This is a genomic window from Homoserinimonas sp. A520 (assembly GCF_054489245.1).
In genome coordinates this window covers 67,966-88,003 of record NZ_JBTMWX010000007.1, presented here as the reverse complement: position 1 = coordinate 88,003, position 20,038 = coordinate 67,966, and the positions used below count along the sequence as shown (strand labels likewise).

Below are 20,038 nucleotides of genomic sequence, written 5' to 3'. Positions count from 1 at the left end.
GACTTCAGCCTACGTTCGTCTTCGCCAGAAAGCGATCGTAGCCCTCATCTTCGAGACGGTCCGCCAGCTCGGCGCCACCCTCTTCTGCCACCTTGCCGTCAACGAACACGTGCACGAAGTCCGGCTTGATGTAGCGCAGGATGCGGGTGTAGTGGGTGATCAGCAGCAGGCCGAGACCGGTGTTCTCCTTGGCCCGGTTGACGCCATCCGCCACGATCTTCAGGGCATCCACGTCGAGCCCGGAATCTGTCTCGTCGAGCACCGCGAACTTCGGCTTGAGGAGCTCGAGCTGGAGGATCTCATGGCGCTTCTTCTCGCCACCGGAGAAACCTTCGTTGACGTTGCGCTCGGAGAAGCTGGAGTCGATCCGCAGGTTGTTCATCGCCTGGCGGATGTCCTTGACCCAGTGGCGGATGGCCGGAGCCTCTCCGTCGATCGCCGTCTTCGCGGTGCGCAGGAAGTTGGTGACGGTGACGCCGGGAACCTCCACCGGGTACTGCATGGCGAGGAAGAGGCCAGCGCGGGCGCGGGCGTCGACGCTCATCGCCAGGAGGTCGACGTCATCCAGGTGCACCGATCCGGATTCGACGTGATACTTCGGATGCCCGGCGATCGTGTACGCGAGGGTGGACTTGCCCGAGCCGTTCGGCCCCATGATGGCATGGGTTTCGCCCTCGTTGACGGTCAGGTCGACGCCGTTCAGGATCTGCTTGGTGCCCTGGTCGGTCTCGACGCTGACGTGGAGGTCCTTGATGGTCAGTACTGACATGGTGTGTTCGCTTTCTACGGAGTAAAAATGTCGGTGGGGTCGATGTAAACATCGCCGTCCACGATGGAGACGGTGTACACCGGCACGGGTTCGTAGGCCGGCAGCGTGAGTGCCTTGCCCGACTTCAATGAGAACTTCGAGCCGTGAGCCCAGCACTCGAGGGTGTCGTCTTCGACGAACCCTTCGGACAGTGAGATGTCGCCGTGCGTGCAGGTGTCGCCGATGGCGTAGATATCGCCTGCCGAATCCTTGACGAGGGCGATCGGCTTGTCATCGATGACGACTCGCACAGCTGCCCCAACCTCGAGGTCTGCTGCTGGGCAGATCTTGACTCCGGCCATCAGGAGGCCGCCAACTCTGCTTCGATCGCTTCCTCCAGGCGCTGTTCCAGCTCGGGAACGCCGACCTTCTGCACGATTTCCGAGAGGAAGCCGCGGACAACGAGCCGACGGGCCTCCAGTTCGGGAATGCCCCTGGCCTGCAGGTAGAACAACTGTTCGTCGTCGAAGCGACCACTGGTCGTGGCGTGGCCGGCACCGGCAATGTCACCGGTTTCGATCTCGAGGTTCGGGACGGAGTCGGCGCGGGCGCCGTCGCTCAGCAACAGGTTCCGGTTCTGCTCGTAGCTGTCGGTGCCGGTGCCCTTCGGCGTGATCAGCACGTCGCCGATCCAGACGGTGTGAGCACCGTCACCGTGCAGGGCACCCTTGTAGCTGACGCGGGAGCGGGTCTGCGGTGCGTCGTGGTTCACGAACACCTGGTGCTCGATGAACTGTCCGGCGTCGGCGAAGTAGAGGCCGTAGAGCTCGGCGTCGGCACCAGCCCCCACCAATTGCGTTGACGGGTTGACCCTGACCACTGCACCGCCGAGGGAAACCACCACGTGCTTGAGACGTGCGCCGTTCCCGAGGGTCGCGAAGTGGCTGGCCACGTGCACGGCATCCTGGTCCCATTGCTGCACACTGACCACCGTGAGGTTGGCATCGTTCTCCACGACGATCTCGAGGTTCTCGCTGAGCAGCGCTCCCCCGGAGTTCTCGAGGACGACCAGCCCGTGGCTGTTCGGTTTCGCGACAATCACCGTGTGAGCGGCACGCGCCGTCGATCCGAGCGCACTGCGCTTCACGGTCGCCTGGGCAGGCTCATCGCCGGAGATGGTGATCGCGAGGGCCTGGTCGAAGTTGCTCCAGGCGTTGGCCGACGCGCGCTCCTCTGGGGCGCCGCCTCGGCCGATCCGCGCATCCGCCCGGTCCACCCATTCGATGGTGGCCCCTGCAGTCAACTGGAAGTCCAGCTCGGTCGGCGACCCGTCGAGGGCGTCGTCCAGAAGCGGACGCACCGCCTTCAGCGGGGTGTACTTCCACTGGATCTCGCCACCGGTGACCGGCTCGAATTCGGCGACATCGTAAGAGTGGAAGCGTTCGGCCCGACTCTGTACCGGGATCAACCCCTCGCCGCCCGCGCTGTTCTGCTTCGAGCTCAGTCGCGAGTGGTTCAGTTTCGGATCCTGGTGTGACTTCGGTCCGTGATGCTGCGTCGGTGTGATGGAAACAGACATTTAACCGACGGATCCTTCCATGCTCATTTCAATGAGCTTGTTCAATTCGAGCGCGTACTCCATGGGAAGTTCCCGCGCGATCGGCTCGATGAAGCCGCGCACGATCATGGCCATGGCCTCTTCTTCCGCCATCCCGCGCGACATCAGGTAGAAGAGCTGCTCTTCGCTGACGCGCGAGACGCTGGCCTCGTGGCCCATCTGCACGTTGTCTTCGCGGATGTCCGTGGTCGGGTACGTGTCGGAACGCGAAATCGTGTCGACGAGTAGCGCATCGCAGACCACGCTGTTGGCGGAGTGGTGCGCGCCTGCCGCGATCCTCACCTCGCCGCGGTAGCCGCTGCGGCCGCCGCCCCTGGCGATCGACTTCGAGAGGATCGACGATTGGGTGTACGGGGCCATGTGCACCATCTTGGCGCCGGCATCCTGATGCTGACCGGGGCCGGCGAAAGCGACGGAGAGGGTTTCACCCTTCGCATGCTCTCCCACCAGGTAGATCGACGGGTACTTCATGGTCACCTTGGATCCGATGTTGCCATCGACCCATTCCATGGTGGCGCCCTCGTGCGCGATGGCACGCTTGGTCACCAGGTTGTAGACGTTGTTCGACCAGTTCTGGATCGTCGTGTAGCGGACGCGGGCATCCTTCTTCACAATGATCTCGACCACGGCGGAGTGCAGCGAGTCCGAGGTGTAGATCGGCGCCGTACAGCCTTCGATGTAGTGAACGTAGCTTCCCTCGTCGGCGATGATGAGCGTGCGCTCGAACTGCCCCATGTTCTCCGTGTTGATGCGGAAGTATGCCTGCAGCGGAATCTCCACGTGGACACCGGGCGGAACGTAGACGAAGGAGCCACCGGACCAGGCTGCCGTGTTCAGCGCGGCGAACTTGTTGTCGCCGGCCGGGATGACGGTTCCGAAGTACTCGTCGAAGAACTCCGGGTGCTCGCGCAACGCGGTGTCCGTGTCGGTGAAGATGACGCCCTGCGCCTCGAGGTCTTCACGAATCTGGTGGTAGACCACTTCGGACTCGTACTGTGCGGTGACACCTGCCACCAGGCGGGAGCGTTCCGCTTCCGGGATGCCGAGCTTCTCGTAGGTGTTCTTGATGTCTTCCGGGAGGTCTTCCCAGGTCTGTGCCTGGCGCTCGGTCGAGCGCACGAAGTACTTGATGTTGTCGAAGTCGATTCCGGAGAGGTCTGCACCCCAGGCCGGCATCGGTTTCTTGTAGAACATTGAGAGGCCTTTAAGGCGATTCTTCAACATCCATTCCGGTTCGTCCTTGAGCGCGGAGATTTCCGCGACGACCTCGGGTGAGATTCCCCGTTTGGCCGTGGCTCCGGCAACATCCGAATCGGACCAGCCGAATTCGTAGATGCCCAGGCTCGAAAGCTCCGGTCGACTGATCAATACTTCTGTCATGGGTTTCATCACTCCTCTACTGGCCGCAACTAACGCGGAACGGAGATCATTCCCGCCTGCGACCAGCATTGTCGTTCGCGTGCCTGTATACGGGGGCTGGGTATCGATTGTTCGAAGCGGTTCGGCGTTTTCAACTTCGCCACCTGCCTAGAATGATCGAGGAACCGGGAGAGAACTCCGGCATCTGCGATGACGCCCCGGTATCGGCTGTGTTCTGCGAACAATTCGATTCTACAGCGTTGCCGGTGGGAATTGCTTGAAAGGATGGCAGTGAGCGGCCAGTCGTTATCGGTTCGTCAAGAATCCGCGGAATCGGGAGTCGGCCTTCCAGGCATCAGGGACGCACGTATACGGATAGCGGCATGGGTTTCGTTCGTCTGCGAAGTGGCGATCATCGGCACCGGCGGTGCGGTGAGGCTCACCGGGTCCGGCCTGGGTTGTCCGACCTGGCCGACCTGTACGGCGGAGTCCCTCATCCCGACTGCTGAACTCGGCTTCCACAGCCTGATCGAGTTCGGGAACCGGATGATGACCGGCGTCGTCGGAATCGCGGCACTCGTGCTGCTCCTGCTGCTGTGGCGGCTCCGGACGGAACGGCGGGACCTGTTCACGCTTGCCGCGGTCGTCATCGGAGGAGTTTTCGCCCAGGCCGTCGTCGGCGGAGTCACGGTGTGGACCGGATTGAACCCCTTCATCGTCGGGTTCCACTATGTCGCGTCGCTCGCACTGGTTTGCGTCATGGCGGCCTTCCTGGTGCGGATGAATCAGGGCGCCGGGCTGCGAGTCCGGGCAGTGCCGGTGTGGTTCGCCGCGCTCACGCACGGCACCAGCGGTGTGGTCGCCGTGACCATTGCTGTCGGCGTGCTGACCACCGCGTCCGGGCCGCACTCTGGAGACGTGACCGCCGGCCGAACCGGTTTCGATGTCGAATTGCTCGAGCACCTCCACGCCTGGCCCGCCTATCTCACCTTCGCGTTGACGATCGTGCTGGTGATTGCAGGCATCCGTCTGCGTCTCGCCATCGCGCCATGGGCGGTCGCGTTGCTCGCGATCGAGCTGGTGCAGGTCCTTCTCGGCCTCTACCAGGCACGCAATGGCCTCCCCGAGCTGGCTGTGGGCGCCCACATGGTGCTCGCCGCACTGCTGGCCGCGGCGATGACCGTCGTCATCCTGCGGCTGAAGACTCCGGTCGCCGAGGGCCGTTAGTCGACGAGGATTCCGAACGCTCTGCGCTGGAGAAGTCTAGAAGGGCAGCAGCGGGTCCACGCCGACCGCGACGAACAGCAGGGTCAGGTACGTGATCGACGCCTGGAACACCCGCATCGGCTTGACCTCCCCGTGACGGATCGCCTTGGCGTAGAGCACATGTGACTCGTAGATGAACCAGCCACCGGTGCTGATCGCCACCAGGCTGTAGACCAGGCCCATGTCGCCGACCGGGATCAGCAGCAGCGAGCAGGCGACCGTCGCCCAGGCGTAGAGGATGACCTGCAGCCCCACCTGGGTGCGTCCGCGCACGACCGCGAGCATCGGCACGTTGACCGAGGCATAGTCGTCGCGGTATTTCATCGACAGCGGCCAGTAGTGCGGTGGCGTCCACAGGAAGACGACGGCGAACAGGATGAGCGGCGCCCAGGTGATCGACTCGGTGACGGCCGTCCACCCGATGAGCACCGGGAAGCATCCGGCGATCCCGCCCCAGATGATGTTCTGCGAGGTGCGGCGCTTCAGGATCAGGGAGTAGATGACGACGTAGAAGAAGATGGCGACGGCGGAGAGCACGGCAGCCAGCCAATTGGCTGCCACCCACAGCACAGCGACGGATGCCACGGCCAGCACCCAGGAGAACACCAGTGCCTCACGAGGGGTGATGGCACCGGTGACGAGCGGTCGCTTGCTGGTGCGTTTCATCACGCGGTCGATGTCGCGGTCGATGTAGCAGTTGAATGCGCCGGCCGCGCCGGCACTCATCGAACCGCCGACCAGGGTCCAGAATACGAGCCAGAGGTCGGGAATGCCCCGTTGGGCGAGGATCATCACCGGAGCTGTCGTCACGAGCAACAGCTCGATCACCCGGGGCTTGGTGAGTGCGAAGAATGCCTTGACCCTATCCAGCCCATGCGCCCGGCCAGTGTGGAGCTGGTTGTCTACGGCTACGTTCATTGCTCCTCTAACACGGGGATTTTGCTCTCATCAAGTCTAGGACACCGGCCGGGAGCCCCGGGCCGGACGGCACACGGGCCGGAAGCGCTCCGGAGGGTGGTTCTCTATACTGTAAGGAGCTTGCCAGTCGCAGCCAGCGCGTCACACAGGCCGGGTTCCAGACTCGGTCGACGCAATTGCGGCAGTGCCGATGACGTCCACGGCGAGTGTCTATTCCGCGTCCAGTCGGGGCATCGAGTCTCGAACAGCAACTGTCAACACAGCGGCGTAGCGGCTCAGATTCGCTCCGACCGAAGCAGAAGGGTCATCATCACGTGGCAGCTCTCCAGTGGGATTCCATTGACAATCAAGCGGTAGACACCGCCCGAATCCTGGCTGCGGATGCCGTTGAGAAGGTGGGCAACGGGCATCCGGGCACTGCCATGTCGCTGGCTCCGGCCGCCTACCTCCTCTTCCAGAAGGTGATGCGCCGCGACCCGCGCGACAACGAGTGGATCGGTCGCGACCGCTTCATCCTGTCGGCCGGGCACACCTCGCTGACCCAGTACGTGCAGCTCTACCTCGGCGGGTACGGGCTGGAACTGGATGACCTGAAGGCACTGCGCACCTGGGGTTCGAAAACCCCGGGGCACCCGGAGTACGGTCACACCGATGGTGTGGAGATGACCACCGGCCCGCTCGGCCAGGGGCTGTCGTCCGCCGTGGGCTTCGCCTACTCCTCCCGCTTCGAGCGTGGGCTGTTCGACCCGGATGCCGCCCCAGGCCAGAGCCCGTTCGACCATTACATCTACAGCATCTGCAGCGACGGTGACCTGCAGGAGGGCGTGACCAGCGAAGCGTCGTCCCTGGCCGGGCACCAGCAGCTCGGAAACCTGATCGCGATCTATGACAGCAACCAGATCTCGATCGAGGATGACACCGACATCGCGTTCACGGAGGACGTGAAGGCACGCTACGAGGCGTACCACTGGCATGTGCAGGTCGTCGACTGGAAGAAGACCGGCCAGTACGAGGAGGACATCCACGAACTGCACGCTGCGATCGAGGCGGCGCAGGCCGAGGTCACGCGTCCGTCCATGATCATCCTGCGCACCATCATCGGATGGCCGTCCCCCGGCAAGATGAACACCGGCAAGATCCACGGTTCCGCACTCGGCGGCGACGAGCTCGCCGCCGTCAAGCGCGTGCTCGGTTTCGATCCGGAGAAGACCTTCGACGTCGCCGACGAGGTGCTCGAGCACACCAGGAAGGCCATCGACCGCGGCGCCGACGCCCATGCGGAGTGGGACACCCGTTTCGAGGCCTGGGCCACGGCCAACCCGGAGCGGAAGCAGCTGCACGACCGGATCCTCAGCGGCGAACTGCCGGCGGGCGTGGAAGACGCACTTCCCGTGTTCGAGGCGGGCAAGGATGTCTCGACCCGCGCCGCGTCCGGCAAGGTGCTCGGGGCGCTCGGCGCTGTGATCCCGGAGCTCTGGGGCGGCTCGGCCGACCTGGCCGAATCCAACCTGACCACCATCGCCGGAGCCGAATCATTCGTTCCCGCAGAACACTCCACCGATGCCTGGAAGGGCAACAAGTACGGGCGCGTGCTGCACTTCGGCATTCGCGAGCACGCCATGGCGGCGATCATCAACGGGATCGTGCTCCACGGGAACACCCGCCCATTCGGCGGAACCTTCCTGATCTTCAGCGACTACATGCGTCCGGCGGTTCGCCTTGCCGCCCTCATGCAGGTGCCGTCGATCTTCGTCTGGACCCACGACTCCGTTGCGCTCGGCGAAGACGGACCGACCCACCAACCGATCGAGCAGCTTGCCAGCCTCCGCGCCATTCCGGGAATGACCATCGTGCGCCCCGGTGACGCCAACGAGGTGTCGTTGGCCTGGAAGACCATCCTCGAACGTCGCGGCGGCCCGGCCGGGCTCGCGCTGACCAGGCAGAACATCCCCGTCTTCGAGCGTGGCGACGACGTCGCCAGCGGCGACACCCTGGCCTCGGCCAAGCACGTCGTCAAGGGTGCGTATGTGCTGGCCGAGGCTCCGGGCGGCAGCCCCGACGTGATCTTCATCGCGACCGGCTCCGAGGTGCAGGTGGCCATCGAGGCGCGCGAACTGCTCAAGGCGGACGGCATCAACGCCCGCGTGGTGTCGGCCCCGAGCCTGGAGTGGTTCGAGGAACAGAGCGCTGACTACCGCGAATCCGTGCTCCCGGCAGCCGTCAAGGCGCGGGTGTCCATCGAGGCCGGCGTCGATCTCAGCTGGCGGCGGTACGTGGGCGACGCCGGTCGCTCCGTCTCGATCGAGCACTTCGGCGCATCCGCCGACTACAAGACCCTGTTCCGTGAGTTCGGAATCACCGCGGAGCATGCTGTCAGTGCGGCCAGAGAGTCGTTGGCGGCGCTCTAACCGTGGCATCCGCAGGACCGAGAACACAGAACCCAACAGGACAAAGGAACCCGCAATGAACACCACCAGTCCACTCGCAGCCCTCTCAACAGCGGGCGTAAGCATCTGGCTCGACGACCTCTCACGCGACCGCATCGTCTCGGGAGGGCTCAAGGAGCTCATCGACACGCGCAACGTGGTCGGTGTCACCACCAACCCCACCATCTTCGCCGGTGCACTGGCGAAGGGCGACGCCTACGATGCCCAGGTGGCAGAGCTGGCTGCGGCAGGCAAGACCGTCACCGAGGCGGTCTTCGAGATCACCACGCACGACGTGGCCACCGGATGTGACATCCTGCGGCCCGTCTACGATGCGACGAACCGCCTTGACGGGCGTGTTTCCATCGAGGTCGAACCCGGTGTCGCCCACGACGCAGAGGGAACCATCGCTGAGGGTCTCGAACTGTGGAACAAGGTCGACCGCCCGAACGTCATGATCAAGGTTCCGGCCACTTTCGAGGGGCTCGAGGCGATCAGCGCGCTGACGGCCGAGGGCGTGAGCGTCAACGTCACCCTCATCTTCAGCCTGGAGCGATACCGCGAGGTCATCAACGCGTACCTGACCGGCCTGGAGCGCGCGAAAGCGGCCGGCAAGGACCTCAGCACCATCCAGTCGGTCGCCTCGTTCTTCGTGTCCCGGGTGGACACCGAAGTCGACAAGCGCCTGGCCGAGATCGGAACGGAGGAGGCACTTGCGCTGAAGTCGCAGGCCGGAGTCGCCAATGCGCGCCTGGCCTACCAGGTGTTCGAGCAGTCGTTCGCCACCGAACGTGCCAAGCTGCTGCTGGCATCCGGAGCGAACCTCCAGCGGCCGCTCTGGGCCTCCACCGGCGTGAAGGACCCGAACGTGCCAGACACCACCTACGTGGTCGAGCTGGTCGCCCCCGGCGTCGTGAACACCATGCCGGAAAAGACCATGGAAGCCACGTTCGACCACGGTGAGGTGCGCGGAGACACGGTGACCGGCGCCTATGCGGAAGCGAACCAGGCGCTCGACTCCCTCGCGGCCGTCGGAATCTCCTATGAAGACGTGACCGCGGTGCTCGAGAAGGAAGGCGTCGAGAAGTTCGTCGTCTCCTGGAACGAGTTGCTCGACACGGTGAGCGCTGCCCTGGAGGCGGCCCGGTCCGGAACAGCACAATGAGCTTCGACGTGGCGGTGAGCGGGGCGGCTGCCGAAGCCGTCTCCCGGGTGGTGCCGCAACTGGTGTCCGACCTCGTCGCATCCCGCATCACCGGGCAGGATGCCAGCCTGTGGGGCGCCGCGGCCGAGGATGAGGCGGCCAAGCGCCTGGGCTGGACAGAGGCCGTCGTCGTCTCGGACGGAATGGTCGATGACATCCTGGCGCTCCGCGACGAGCTCCGGTCGGCAGGGGTCGATCACGTCGTCCTCGCCGGAATGGGAGGATCATCGCTCGCTCCAGAAGTGATCACTCGCACCGCAGGCGTGCCGCTGACCGTGCTCGACTCCACACATCCGGGCCAGGTGAGGGCCGCCGTCGCCGACCGACTCGAGCGCACCGTGCTGGTCGTCTCGTCGAAGTCCGGATCGACGGTCGAGACCGACAGCCAGAAGCGCATTTACGAACGCGCCTTCCTGGATGCCGGAATCGACCCGATCACCCGCATCGTCGTCGTCACCGACCCGGGATCACCACTCGACGTTGCTGCTCGTGCTGACGGATACCGCGTCTTCAACGCGGATCCGAACGTCGGCGGGCGCTATTCAGCGCTGACCGCTTTCGGGCTGGTGCCATCCGGACTCGCGGGAGTGGACATTGCCGGCCTGCTCGATGAGGCGTCCTCCGTCAGCGGCCGCCTGGCCGTCGACCACCCGGACAATCCTGCTCTCGTCCTGGGCGCGGCCATCGCCGGGACACGCCCGCTCAAGGACAAGCTCGGCATTGTCGCCGATGGCACCTACATCGTCGGGTTCGCCGACTGGGCGGAGCAATTGATCGCCGAGTCCACCGGCAAGAACGGCACCGGACTGCTGCCGGTGGTTCTCGAGCCGAGCTCCCCCGAACTGCGGCTCGGGCTCCCGGACCTCCAGGTCGTCAGGCTGGTGGAGAGTGCACGGGAAACCCATGAAGTTCTCGAGGGCGAAATCGAGATCAGCGGAACGCTGGGCGCCCAACTACTGGTCTGGGAGTACGCCACCGTTGTTGCCGGTCGGCTGCTCGGAATCAACCCGTTCGACCAGCCGGATGTCGAATCCGCGAAGACGGCGACCCGTGGGCTGCTCGACGATCGCCCGGAGCCCGAAGCCCCTGCGTTCGAGGTCGACGGCATCGAAGTGCGCGGTTCAGCATCCGTCGTCTCCGGTGCCTCCACGCTGGCGCAGGTGATCGACAACCTGACCGCAGAGATCGGCGAGGACGGCTATCTCGCCATCCAGGCCTACCTGGACCGGCACGCGGACCATGCGGTATCCGGGTTGCGTGATGCGTTTGCCGCTCGCCTTGGTCGTCCGGTCACTTTCGGCTGGGGGCCACGGTTCCTCCACTCCACCGGCCAGTTCCACAAGGGCGGCCCGAGGGTGGGGGCATTCCTGCAGCTTCGCGCCGCTGTTGATACGGCCACGGCAACGGATGCCGACCTCGCCATCCCCGACCGGCCGTTCACTTTCGGGCAGCTGATCCAGGCGCAGGCCGCCGGGGATGCCAGCGTGCTCGAGGAGCTCGGTCGCCCGGTCCTCAGCCTCACCCTGACCGATCCGGCGGCCGGCGCCGCTGCCATCCGCTCCGTGCTTGGCTGAGCTCACCCAGATGAGTTCGTCCCTCCCATACTCGTCCCACGCAGACTCGTCCCATGCAGACCCAGAGGAGACAGATGTCGCCGGTTGAGATCACACCAGAGTTCAACCCCCTCCGGTTGCCCTCCGATCGGCGCCTGAATCGGATCGCCGGGCCCAGCGGCCTGATCATCTTCGGCGTCACCGGGGACCTGTCCCGCAAGAAGCTGATGCCGGCGGTGTACGACCTGGCCAATCGCGGGCTGCTCCCGCCCGGGTTCGCGCTGGTCGGCTTCGCCCGCCGTGACTGGGAGGACCAGGACTTCGAACGAGTGGTCCACGACGCCGTCAAGCAGTACTCGAGAACCCCGTTCGACGAGGACGTCTGGAATCAGCTGGCCCAGGGCATCCGCTTCGTCTCCGGCGAATTCGATGATGACGAGGCGTTCGAGAACCTGGGCAGGACGATCGAGGAACTGGATGCCCATCGCGGCACCATGGGCAACCACGCGTTCTACCTGTCGATCCCGCCCAAGTCGTTCCCGGTGGTCACCGAACAGCTCCGCCGCTCGGGGCTTGCCGAGCAGAAGGAAGGCCAGTGGCGTCGAGTCGTCATCGAGAAGCCGTTCGGCAGCGACCTGCAGTCTGCACGCGAGCTGAACGCGGTCGTCGAGTCGGTCTTTCCGCCGGACTCCGTGTTCCGCATCGACCACTACCTGGGCAAGGAGACCGTTCAGAACATCCTGGCCCTGCGATTCGCCAACCAGCTCTACGAGCCGATCTGGAATGCGAACTACGTCGACCACGTGCAGATCACCATGGCGGAGGACATCGGGGTCGGTGGTCGCGCCGGCTACTACGACGGAATCGGCGCCGCGCGTGACGTGATCCAGAACCACCTTCTCCAGCTTCTGGCATTGACGGCGATGGAGGAGCCTGTGTCGTTCGAGGCGAGCGACCTGCGGGCGGAGAAGGAGAAGGTGCTCTCCGCGGTGATCCTGCCGAAAGACCTGGGGGCGGCCACCGCGCGCGGTCAGTACACCGGTGGCTGGCAGGGTGCGGAGAAGGTGGTCGGCTTCCTCGAAGAGGACGGCATGAACCCGCAGTCCACCACTGAGACCTACGCGGCCATCCGGTTGAACATCGGTACCAGGCGCTGGGCGGGAGTCCCGTTCTACCTGCGGGCAGGCAAACGACTGGGCCGCCGGGTGACCGAGATCGCCGTCGTCTTCAAGCGGGCGCCCCAATACCTGTTCGCCGACAGTCAGATGTCGGCGCTCGGGCAGAACGCCCTGGTCATCAGGGTGCAGCCCGACGAGGGCGTGACCATCCGCTTCGGTTCGAAGGTTCCGGGGGCCGGCATGCAGGTGCGGGACGTGACGATGGACTTCGGCTACGGGCACGCTTTCACCGAGGCCAGCCCTGAGGCCTACGAACGGCTGATCCTCGATGTGCTGCTGGGTGATCCCCCACTGTTCCCACGCCACCGGGAGGTGGAGCTCAGCTGGAAGATCCTGGACCCGATCGAGCAGTTCTGGGCGACCCAGGGCCCGCCGGAACAGTACCGTCCCGGCACCTGGGGTCCGGCATCCGCCGAGGACCTGCTGGCCAGGGATGGACGAGCCTGGAGGCGACCATGATCGTAGACCTGCCGAACACCACGGCCAGCAAGATCTCGAAAGCCCTCGTCACCATCCGGGAGGAAGGCGGCGCCGTCGCGCTCGGCCGGGTGCTGACACTGGTGATCTCCACCACCCTGGGCCAGGAGGAGGCGGCCATCGAGGCTGCGAACGACGCCTCCCGCGAGCATCCGATGCGCGTGATCGTCATCTCCAAATCGCCGATAACGGATGCGGCCACGGAGCTGCGCCTGGACGCCCAGATCCGGGTCGGTGGAGACGCCGGAGCCAGCGAGGTGATCGTTCTCAAGGTGCACGACGCAACCGGAATCGATGACGAGGGGCTGGTGATGGGGCTACTGCTCCCGGACGCCCCTGTGGTCGCCTGGTGGCCCGGCATCGCCCCGGAGAAGGTGTCAGAGTCGACACTCGGCCGCATCGCCCAGTGCCGCATCACCGACTCGGCCGCGCAGGTGGACCCCGGCGCGTTCCTCCAGGGAATCTCGGTCAACTACGCCCCAGGCGACGTCGACTTCGCCTGGACCCGCCTGACGCTGTGGCGTGCACAACTGGCCGCGGTGCTCGACCAGCCACCGTACGAGCCCATCATCGGCGTGCAGGTGCACGGCTCATCCGATTCCCCGTCCACCCTGCTGCTTGCGGCCTGGCTTCAACTGCAATTGCAGGTACCGGTCGAGTACGAGCTGACCTTGCCGGGCGCAGCGCCGACCGGCATCCACGGGGTGACGCTGACGCGCCAGTCCGGCGCCATCCGGTTGGAGCGACCGCAACTGACCATCGCAACCCTCACCCAGCCGAACCAGCCGGTCCATGACATCTCGCTGCCCAGGCGGAGCCTCCGGGACTGCCTCGCCGAGGAACTGCGTCGGCTGGACCCTGACGACCTGTTCGGCGAAGTGGTGACCATAGGTTTGCGGCAACTGGGAGAGCCGACCATCATCCCGCCCGGCCAAGGACACGAGGACCAGGGACAAGCGAACCAGACGAAGGACAGGCAATGAACAAGCGCGTATTGATCCACCTTGACTCGAGCGAGCTGATGACGGTTGTTGCCGGGCGCGTCATCCGCACCGCGAGGCGTACGCTCGAGAACAAGCCGTCGATGAACGTCGTGCTGACCGGGGGTTCGGTCGGAATCGGCATCCTCAGTGCGATCAGCGCCGCGGAGGACCGGGGCAGTGTCGATTGGGGCCGCGTGCACTTCTGGTGGGGGGACGAGCGTTGGGTGCCTGCCGGGCACGCCGACCGCAACGACCAGCAGGCGAAGGATGCGCTCCTCGACGGCCTCGACCTTCCTGCTGAGAACCTGCACCCGTTCCCGGCTTCAGACCAGGGATACGACCTGGATACTGCCGCCGAACGATACTCCGATGAGCTTGCCGCGGCCGGCGGCGATTCCCCGCAACCGCACTTCGATATCCTCCTGCTCGGGGTCGGCCCGGACGGCCATATCGCCTCACTGTTTCCCGAGCGGCGCGACCTGGTGGACGCGCCGGGCACAGTGGTGGCCGTGCGGAATTCCCCCAAACCGCCGCCCGAGCGGCTGAGCCTGACCCTCACGGCGATCAACAGCGCCGAGCGTGTATGGATCGCCCTGGCCGGCGCCGATAAAGCTTCTGCCCTGGGGTTGGCCCTTGCCGGGGCCGGCCGTTACCAGCTTCCCGTCGGCGCAGCAGAAGGCCGCCGCAAGACGGTGTTCTTCGTCGACGAGGCGGCTGCGGCCGAAGTTCCGGCCGACCTGATCGCCAGCCAGTACTGAACCAGGCGGTAGCGGTCAGGCGGTAGCGGTCAGGACGTAGCGGTCTGGCCGCGGCGGGTGCGAAGCTGCTGAAGCGCTTCGTCGAGAAGGGCGACAGCCTCTTCTTCGCTCCGGCGCTCCTTGACGTACGCCAGATGAGTCTTGTACGGCTCGAGCTTGGCGATGAGCGGCGGGTTGGCCTTGTCGCGCCCGGCTGGTGTGCCGCAGTTCGGGCAGTCGATCGTGACCGGGATCTCGTCGGGATCGATCGTCGCCAGGAAGAACGGGCTCAGCTCGTGGCCGTTGCCGCACCAATAGTGAACCTGGATCCGTTCGGCGTGAAAGCCGCGATCCTGTTCGCCCATCGGGCCTGCCCCAACGCGGGAACCGCGAATAGCACTACCACCAGAAGCCATGAGTACTCCTAACCGACCGAATCGAACTTGGTGATGAGCCCCAGCACGACAATGCAGGCGACCCACACCAGTCCCAGGATCACGGTGAAACGATTGAGGTTCCGTTCGGCGACGCCGGAGGAACCGAGATTCGAGGTGACTCCGCCGCCGAACATGTCGGAGAGCCCACCACCGCGACCACGGTGCAGAAGGATGAGGAGGGTCAGCAGGAGACTCGTGATGCCGAGCACCACCTGCAGGACGACCTGGAGAATTTCCACAAAAAACCTTTCTACGAGCCGTTACCGGCCGTTGATCAGTATAACCGGGCTGCGGATGCTCGCCTCCCCGGGCGCTGGATCCTATGTTCCGACGTGGTGACGGAAGCGCGCAATGCTGGAGAACTCGGCGATGTCGAGGCTTGCACCACCGACCAGCGCGCCGTCGAGGTTCGGCTGGCGCATGAACCCGGCAATGTTGGCTGCTTTCACCGAGCCACCGTACAGGATGCGGGTTGCTGCTGCAGTGTCGGCGCCCAGGGATTCGGAGATCACCGCACGAAGAGCACCAGCAACCTGTTCGGCCTGCTCGGGTGTTGCGGCCTGCCCGGAGCCGATGGCCCAGACCGGTTCGTAGGCGACGACGATATCGGTGCCCGCTTCCAGTTCGGACAGGGCGACCGTCAACTGGGCAACCGGCACCGCACTCGGCCCATGCTCCTCAAGGTCTTCTGCCGACTCACCGACACAGATGACCGGGGTGAGCCCGACGCCGACGGCGGCCTTTGCTTTGGCAGCGACCTGCTCGTTGGACTCGTCGTGCAGCGTCCGACGCTCGGAGTGCCCGATGATCACGTACTCGCATTCCAGCGCTTTCAGGAACGCGGCGGAGATCTCACCGGTGTACGCCCCGGAGGCGTGTGCGGAGACATCCTGGCCACCGAACGTGATCGGCAGGCGATCGGCCGAGACCAGGGTCTGCACAGACCTCAGGTCGGTGAACGGCGGGAAGACCGCCACCTCGACCTGGCTGAAGTCGTGCCTGGCATCCTTCAGGCTCCAGGCGAGCTTCTGCACGAATGCGATGGACTGCAGGTGGTCGAGGTTCATCTTCCAGTTGCCGGCGATGAGCGGAACGCGCCCACCGCCTGTCGTGGTCATGCTTGCCAACCGAGAACCTCCAGTCCAGGGAGGCGCTTACCCTCGAGAAACTCGAGGCTGGCACCTCCGCCCGTCGAAATGTGGCCGAACTGGCCGTCGGTGAATCCGAGCGCACGTACCGCCGCAGCCGAGTCTCCCCCGCCGACGACTGACAAACCGTCCACCTCGGTGAGTGCGGCCGAGATGGCTTTCGTCCCGGCAGCGAACGCATCGAACTCGAAGACGCCCATCGGACCGTTCCAGAAGACCGTGGCAGAGGAGCGGATGGCTTCTGCGAAGCGGGCGGAGGTTTCCGGGCCGATGTCGAGACCCATGCCGGACTCACGCCATGGCGTCGACTCGAACGAGTCCGCAGCGGTGACCGCATGCTCAGCGTCAGCTCCGAACTTCGAGGCGACGACAACATCCGTCGGCACTTCGATCGTCACACCGAGGCGGTCGGCCTCAGCGAGGTAGCCGCGAACTGTCTCGATCTGGTCCTTCTCCAGCAGGCTGGCCCCGACCTGGTGGCCGAGGGCAGCCAGGAAGGTGAACATCATGCCGCCACCGATCAGCAGCGTGTCGACCTTCGGCAGGAGGTGGCCGATGACGCCGAGCTTGTCAGAGACCTTCGAACCGCCCAGCACCACCGTGTACGGCTTGGCCGGCCGTTCCGTCAGGCGGTCCAGGACATCCAGTTCGGTCGCGATCAGCAGGCCTGCGGCACTCGGCAGCAACTCGGCCAGGTCATACACGCTGGCCTGCTTGCGGTGGACGACGCCGAAGCCGTCAGAGACGAAGAGGTCGCCGAAGGAGGCGAGTTCCTCTGCGAATGCTCCGCGCGCGGTGTCATCCTTCGCGGTCTCCCCCGGGTTGAACCGGAGGTTCTCAAGCACAGCCACCTGGCCATCCTCGAGCTGGGAGACGGTGTCCCGCGCCGAGTCGCCCACGGTATCGCTGGCGAAGCGCACATTCGTGCCCAACAGCTCGCCGAGACGGGTTGCGACGCCGGAGAGGCTGTACTTCGCATCCGGCTTGCCCTCTGGACGGCCGAGGTGCGAAATCACCACCACCCGGGCGCCGGCGTCGATCAGCTCGCGCAGAGTGGGCACGGATGCCCGGATCCGGCCATCGTCCGTGATCTCGCCGTCACTCAGCGGAACGTTGAGGTCGCAGCGGACGATGACCGTCTTTCCGGTCAACGGGCCCAATGAACTGATCGTGCGAAGGGACATCTGCTGGAGGCGTTCGGCGTTAGAGACGCTCGGCGACATACTCGGTCAGGTCGACCAGTCGGGTCGAGTAACCCCACTCGTTGTCGTACCAAGCCGACAGCTTGACCTGGTCGCCGATCACGCGGAGCAGCCCGGCATCGAAGATGGAAGAGTGCGGGTCGCCCACGATGTCGCTGGAGACGAGCTCGTCCTCGGTGTACTTCAGAATGCCCTTGAGGTAGCCGTTCGCCGCATCGCGGTAGACCGCCTTGATCTCATCGGCCGACGCTGCGCGGCTCGCGGTCACGGTGAGGTCGGTGATGGACCCGGTCGGAACCGGCACCCGCAACGCGAAGCCGTCGAGCTTTCCGACGAGTTCAGGCATGACCAGGCCGATGGCCTTCGCGGCACCCGTCGAGGTCGGCACGATGTTGATCGCGGCCGCCCTGGCGCGGCGGAGGTCCTTGTGGGGACCATCCTGCAGGTTCTGGTCTGCCGTGTATGCGTGGATCGTGGTCATCAGCCCACGCTCGATCCCGAAATTGTCGTTGAACACCTTGGCCAGCGGGGCCAGGCAGTTCGTGGTGCACGACGCGTTGGAGATGATGTGGTGGTTCTCAGGGTCATACGACTCATGATTGACGCCCATGACGAACGTGGCGTCCTCACCCGACGCCGGTGCGGAGATGAGCACCTTCCTGGCGCCGGCGGCGATGTGCTTGCGTGCATCATCCGCCTTGGTGAAGAAGCCGGTGGACTCGATGACGATGTCGACACCCAGGTCGCCCCACGGCAGGTTGGCAGGGTCTCGGTCTTCCAGGACCTTGATCGGCTTGCCGTTGACGATGATCTGGTCGCCCTCAAGCTCAACGTCGGCGGCGAGCCGCCCAGTCACGGAGTCGTATTTCAGCAAGTGCGCGAGAGTCTTGTTATCGGTCAGGTCGTTGACCGCGACAATCTCCAGGTCGCTGCCCTTGGCCAGCGCTGCCCGGAAATAGTTGCGACCGATGCGGCCGAACCCGTTGATGCCGATCTTGACGCTCATGGGTACTCCTTGAATTCTTAGCGCCTCGGCGCGACTCTAAAGGGACTGGGCGACGTTGACCCCTATGACAATAACAGCAGCCCAGAGGTCTTCTCACGTGCCGCAGTGAAGCGATCCTGCACATTTGCCCAGTTGGCGATGTTCCAGAATGCCTTGACGTAATCGGCACGAACGTTGCGGTAGTCGAGGTAATAGGCGTGCTCCCAGACGTCGAGCATCAGCAGCGGAATCGTCCCCGCGGCGAAGTTGCCCTGCTGGTCGAAGAACTGCTGGATGATGAGGCGCTGGCCGATCGAGTCCCAGGCGAGTACCGCCCAGCCGGAGCCCTGAACGCCCATGGCGGCGGCGGTGAAGTGTGCCTGGAACTTGTCGAACGTTCCAAAGTGGTCGTCGATCGCCGAGGAGAGGTCGCCGGTTGGCTTGTCGCCGCCATCCGGTGACATGTTGGTCCAGAAGACGGAGTGGTTCACGTGGCCGCCGAGGTTGAAGGCGAGGTCCTTCTCCAGCTTGTTGACGTTCGCCAGGTTGCCGCTGTCGCGTGCTTCAGCCAGCTGGGCGAGTGCAGTGTTGGCACCGGTGACGTAGGCCTGGTGGTGCTTGCTGTGGTGCAGCTCCATGATGGTGCCGCTGATGCTGGGTTCCAGAGCCGAGTAGTCGTACGGCAGTTCGGGAAGCGTGTAATCAGTCATTGAGATCTCCTTGCTTGAGTGGCCCCGGCGCGACTTAACGCGCGGATAACGGGGGTAACCCCAGTCTATGCATCCTCAAACTCGGGTGGCAGGTTCGCGTCGGTTCCCGGGATTCCGAGGTCCTCCGCGCGCTTGTCGGCCATCGCCAGCAGGCGGCGGATGCGACCGGCGACCGCATCCTTGGTCATCGGCGGCTCGGAGTGGTGTCCGAGCTCATCCAGGCTGGCGTCACGGAATCGCAGTCGGAGCTCCCCCGCGTAGCGAAGATGGTCGGGCATCTCGCCGTCAAGGATCTCCAGCGCCCGCTCGACCCGCGCACAGGCGGCGACGGCCGCCTGGGCCGACCGGCGAAGGTTCGCGTCGTCGAAGTTGACCAGTCGATTGGCTGTCGCCCGCACCTCGCGGCGCTGTCGGAGCTCTTCCCAACTGAGCACGGTGGCGTTCGCCCCCATGTGCACGAGCATGGCGCTGATCGCTTCACCATCGCGGATCACCACGCGGTGAACGCCGCGCACCTCCCTGGCCTTGGCCGGCACCTTCAGCCGCCCGGCAGCACCCACCAGCGCCATGGCGGCCTCGTTGCCGGGGCAGGCGATCTCCAGGGCCGCTGACCGGCCGGGATCGGTGAGTGTCCCCTGGGCCAGGAAGGCCCCGCGCCAGACGGCGGCCAGTTCTTCCCTGGTCCCGGTGGTCAGGCGGTTCGGGAGCCCGCGGATGGGGCGGCGACGCGCATCCAGCAGGCCGGTCTGCCTGGCCAGCGTCTCCCCGCCTTCCACGACGCGAACGAGGTAGTGATTCGCTTTGCGGATGCCGGAGGCCGAGATGACGGACACATCACTGCGCACGCCGTAAATCTCGGCCAGGTCTTTGCGCACGCGCCGGGCGAGATGCACGCTGTCCAGTTCGGACTCGACCGCGATGCGGCCGGAGATGAGGTGCAGCCCTCCGGAGAACCGCAGGATGGTGGCCAGTTCGGCAGCCCTGACGGTTGTCTTGCTCACTTCGACGCGGGCGAGTTCGTCTTTGACGTCGGTGGTGAGAGCCAATCGGGGCCCCTTTCTGTGTGGTCGTGTCGTCGTTCTGGGAGGA

The 20,038-nt window shown here is 65.0% G+C and carries 19 protein-coding genes; 7 read left to right on the top strand and 12 right to left on the bottom strand.

Annotated elements, in window-relative coordinates:
• Window positions 1-4: 4 nt before the first annotated feature.
• Genes sufC through sufB form a run of 4 tightly spaced genes read right to left on the bottom strand, consistent with a single transcriptional unit; the run spans window position 5 to window position 3,746 of the window.
• Window positions 5-769, bottom strand: a complete 765-nt coding sequence (sufC, locus tag ACX3PH_RS14605) for a Fe-S cluster assembly ATPase SufC (protein ID WP_459093417.1) — start codon at window positions 767-769, stop codon at window positions 5-7.
• Between the two features lie 14 nt (window positions 770-783).
• A complete protein-coding gene (locus ACX3PH_RS14600; RefSeq protein WP_459093416.1) occupies window positions 784-1,110 on the bottom strand; it encodes a non-heme iron oxygenase ferredoxin subunit in 327 nt (108 codons plus the stop codon).
• A complete protein-coding gene (gene sufD, locus ACX3PH_RS14595) occupies window positions 1,110-2,327 on the bottom strand; it encodes a Fe-S cluster assembly protein SufD (RefSeq protein ID WP_459093415.1) in 1,218 nt (405 codons plus the stop codon). The genes ACX3PH_RS14600 and sufD overlap by 1 nt, the downstream gene beginning before the upstream one ends.
• A complete protein-coding gene (sufB, locus tag ACX3PH_RS14590) occupies window positions 2,328-3,746 on the bottom strand; it encodes a Fe-S cluster assembly protein SufB (RefSeq protein ID WP_459093414.1) in 1,419 nt (472 codons plus the stop codon). It abuts the gene before it with no gap.
• 270 nt (window positions 3,747-4,016) lie between these two features.
• On the opposite strand from sufB, the gene ACX3PH_RS14585 reads away from it, so the two are divergent.
• Complete coding sequence (locus ACX3PH_RS14585; RefSeq protein ID WP_459093413.1) at window positions 4,017-4,952, top strand: COX15/CtaA family protein; 936 nt, start codon at window positions 4,017-4,019, stop codon at window positions 4,950-4,952.
• 36 nt (window positions 4,953-4,988) lie between these two features.
• On the opposite strand, the gene ACX3PH_RS14580 is transcribed toward ACX3PH_RS14585, so the two are convergent.
• On the bottom strand, window positions 4,989-5,909 hold the full coding sequence (locus ACX3PH_RS14580) for a heme o synthase (protein WP_459093412.1): 921 nt from the start codon (window positions 5,907-5,909) through the stop codon (window positions 4,989-4,991).
• Window positions 5,910-6,223: 314 nt separating this feature from the next.
• Between ACX3PH_RS14580 and tkt the strand changes: the two genes are divergently transcribed.
• The 6 genes from tkt (at window position 6,224) to pgl (ending at window position 14,488) form a co-directional block, all read left to right on the top strand.
• Window positions 6,224-8,317: a transketolase gene (gene tkt, locus ACX3PH_RS14575; protein WP_459093411.1), complete on the top strand. Its 2,094-nt coding sequence runs from the start codon at window positions 6,224-6,226 to the stop codon at window positions 8,315-8,317.
• Window positions 8,318-8,372: 55 nt separating this feature from the next.
• Window positions 8,373-9,500: a transaldolase gene (gene tal, locus ACX3PH_RS14570; RefSeq protein WP_459093410.1), complete on the top strand. Its 1,128-nt coding sequence runs from the start codon at window positions 8,373-8,375 to the stop codon at window positions 9,498-9,500.
• On the top strand, window positions 9,497-11,113 hold the full coding sequence (locus tag ACX3PH_RS14565; RefSeq protein ID WP_459093409.1) for a glucose-6-phosphate isomerase: 1,617 nt from the start codon (window positions 9,497-9,499) through the stop codon (window positions 11,111-11,113). The genes tal and ACX3PH_RS14565 overlap by 4 nt, the downstream gene beginning before the upstream one ends.
• A 74-nt stretch (window positions 11,114-11,187) precedes the next feature.
• Window positions 11,188-12,729, top strand: coding sequence for a glucose-6-phosphate dehydrogenase (gene zwf, locus ACX3PH_RS14560; RefSeq protein ID WP_459093487.1), 1,542 nt, complete (start codon window positions 11,188-11,190; stop codon window positions 12,727-12,729).
• On the top strand, window positions 12,726-13,730 hold the full coding sequence (locus ACX3PH_RS14555; RefSeq protein ID WP_459093408.1) for a glucose-6-phosphate dehydrogenase assembly protein OpcA: 1,005 nt from the start codon (window positions 12,726-12,728) through the stop codon (window positions 13,728-13,730). The genes zwf and ACX3PH_RS14555 overlap by 4 nt, the downstream gene beginning before the upstream one ends.
• Window positions 13,727-14,488 carry a 6-phosphogluconolactonase gene (gene pgl / locus ACX3PH_RS14550; RefSeq protein WP_459093407.1) on the top strand — a complete coding sequence of 254 codons (762 nt, stop codon included), beginning with the start codon at window positions 13,727-13,729 and terminating at the stop codon, window positions 14,486-14,488. The genes ACX3PH_RS14555 and pgl overlap by 4 nt, the downstream gene beginning before the upstream one ends.
• Window positions 14,489-14,517: 29 nt before the next feature.
• On the opposite strand, the gene ACX3PH_RS14545 is transcribed toward pgl, so the two are convergent.
• The 7 genes from ACX3PH_RS14545 to whiA form a co-directional block, all read right to left on the bottom strand.
• Window positions 14,518-14,883, bottom strand: coding sequence for an RNA polymerase-binding protein RbpA (locus tag ACX3PH_RS14545; RefSeq protein WP_459093406.1), 366 nt, complete (start codon window positions 14,881-14,883; stop codon window positions 14,518-14,520).
• A gap of 8 nt (window positions 14,884-14,891) precedes the next feature.
• Entirely contained in the window at window positions 14,892-15,143 is a 252-nt protein-coding gene (gene secG / locus ACX3PH_RS14540; protein WP_459093405.1) for a preprotein translocase subunit SecG, read from the bottom strand.
• Window positions 15,144-15,224: 81 nt separating this feature from the next.
• Window positions 15,225-16,022 (bottom strand): triose-phosphate isomerase, encoded by a 798-nt coding sequence (tpiA, locus tag ACX3PH_RS14535; protein WP_459093404.1) that lies wholly within the window; start codon window positions 16,020-16,022, stop codon window positions 15,225-15,227.
• Window positions 16,019-17,236 (bottom strand): phosphoglycerate kinase, encoded by a 1,218-nt coding sequence (locus ACX3PH_RS14530; RefSeq protein WP_459093403.1) that lies wholly within the window; start codon window positions 17,234-17,236, stop codon window positions 16,019-16,021. Before ACX3PH_RS14530 ends, tpiA begins: the two co-directional genes overlap by 4 nt.
• A gap of 19 nt (window positions 17,237-17,255) precedes the next feature.
• Window positions 17,256-18,260 (bottom strand): type I glyceraldehyde-3-phosphate dehydrogenase, encoded by a 1,005-nt coding sequence (gene gap / locus ACX3PH_RS14525; protein WP_459093402.1) that lies wholly within the window; start codon window positions 18,258-18,260, stop codon window positions 17,256-17,258.
• A 62-nt stretch (window positions 18,261-18,322) separates the two neighbouring features.
• The gene (locus ACX3PH_RS14520; protein ID WP_459093401.1) at window positions 18,323-18,949 is read right to left on the bottom strand and encodes a superoxide dismutase; all 627 of its coding nucleotides are present in this window, start codon (window positions 18,947-18,949) and stop codon (window positions 18,323-18,325) included.
• Window positions 18,950-19,014: 65 nt separating this feature from the next.
• On the bottom strand, window positions 19,015-19,995 hold the full coding sequence (whiA, locus tag ACX3PH_RS14515; RefSeq protein WP_459093400.1) for a DNA-binding protein WhiA: 981 nt from the start codon (window positions 19,993-19,995) through the stop codon (window positions 19,015-19,017).
• Window positions 19,996-20,038: the final 43 nt, after the last annotated feature.

What these genes read in the sequence shown, in the direction of transcription:
- sufC (WP_459093417.1), bottom strand. Translation starts at nt 769, where the DNA reads ATGTCAGTACTGACCATCAAGGACCTCCACGTCAGCGTCGAGACCGAC.
- ACX3PH_RS14600 (WP_459093416.1), bottom strand. Translation starts at nt 1,110, where the DNA reads ATGGCCGGAGTCAAGATCTGCCCAGCAGCAGACCTCGAGGTTGGGGCA.
- sufD (WP_459093415.1), bottom strand. Translation starts at nt 2,327, where the DNA reads ATGTCTGTTTCCATCACACCGACGCAGCATCACGGACCGAAGTCACAC.
- sufB (WP_459093414.1), bottom strand. Translation starts at nt 3,746, where the DNA reads ATGACAGAAGTATTGATCAGTCGACCGGAGCTTTCGAGCCTGGGCATC.
- ACX3PH_RS14580 (WP_459093412.1), bottom strand. Translation starts at nt 5,909, where the DNA reads ATGAACGTAGCCGTAGACAACCAGCTCCACACTGGCCGGGCGCATGGG.
- tal (WP_459093410.1), top strand. Translation starts at nt 8,373, where the DNA reads ATGAACACCACCAGTCCACTCGCAGCCCTCTCAACAGCGGGCGTAAGC.
- ACX3PH_RS14565 (WP_459093409.1), top strand. Translation starts at nt 9,497, where the DNA reads ATGAGCTTCGACGTGGCGGTGAGCGGGGCGGCTGCCGAAGCCGTCTCC.
- zwf (WP_459093487.1), top strand. Translation starts at nt 11,188, where the DNA reads ATGTCGCCGGTTGAGATCACACCAGAGTTCAACCCCCTCCGGTTGCCC.
- ACX3PH_RS14555 (WP_459093408.1), top strand. Translation starts at nt 12,726, where the DNA reads ATGATCGTAGACCTGCCGAACACCACGGCCAGCAAGATCTCGAAAGCC.
- pgl (WP_459093407.1), top strand. Translation starts at nt 13,727, where the DNA reads ATGAACAAGCGCGTATTGATCCACCTTGACTCGAGCGAGCTGATGACG.
- ACX3PH_RS14545 (WP_459093406.1), bottom strand. Translation starts at nt 14,883, where the DNA reads ATGGCTTCTGGTGGTAGTGCTATTCGCGGTTCCCGCGTTGGGGCAGGC.
- tpiA (WP_459093404.1), bottom strand. Translation starts at nt 16,022, where the DNA reads ATGACCACGACAGGCGGTGGGCGCGTTCCGCTCATCGCCGGCAACTGG.
- ACX3PH_RS14530 (WP_459093403.1), bottom strand. Translation starts at nt 17,236, where the DNA reads ATGTCCCTTCGCACGATCAGTTCATTGGGCCCGTTGACCGGAAAGACG.
- gap (WP_459093402.1), bottom strand. Translation starts at nt 18,260, where the DNA reads ATGAGCGTCAAGATCGGCATCAACGGGTTCGGCCGCATCGGTCGCAAC.
- ACX3PH_RS14520 (WP_459093401.1), bottom strand. Translation starts at nt 18,949, where the DNA reads ATGACTGATTACACGCTTCCCGAACTGCCGTACGACTACTCGGCTCTG.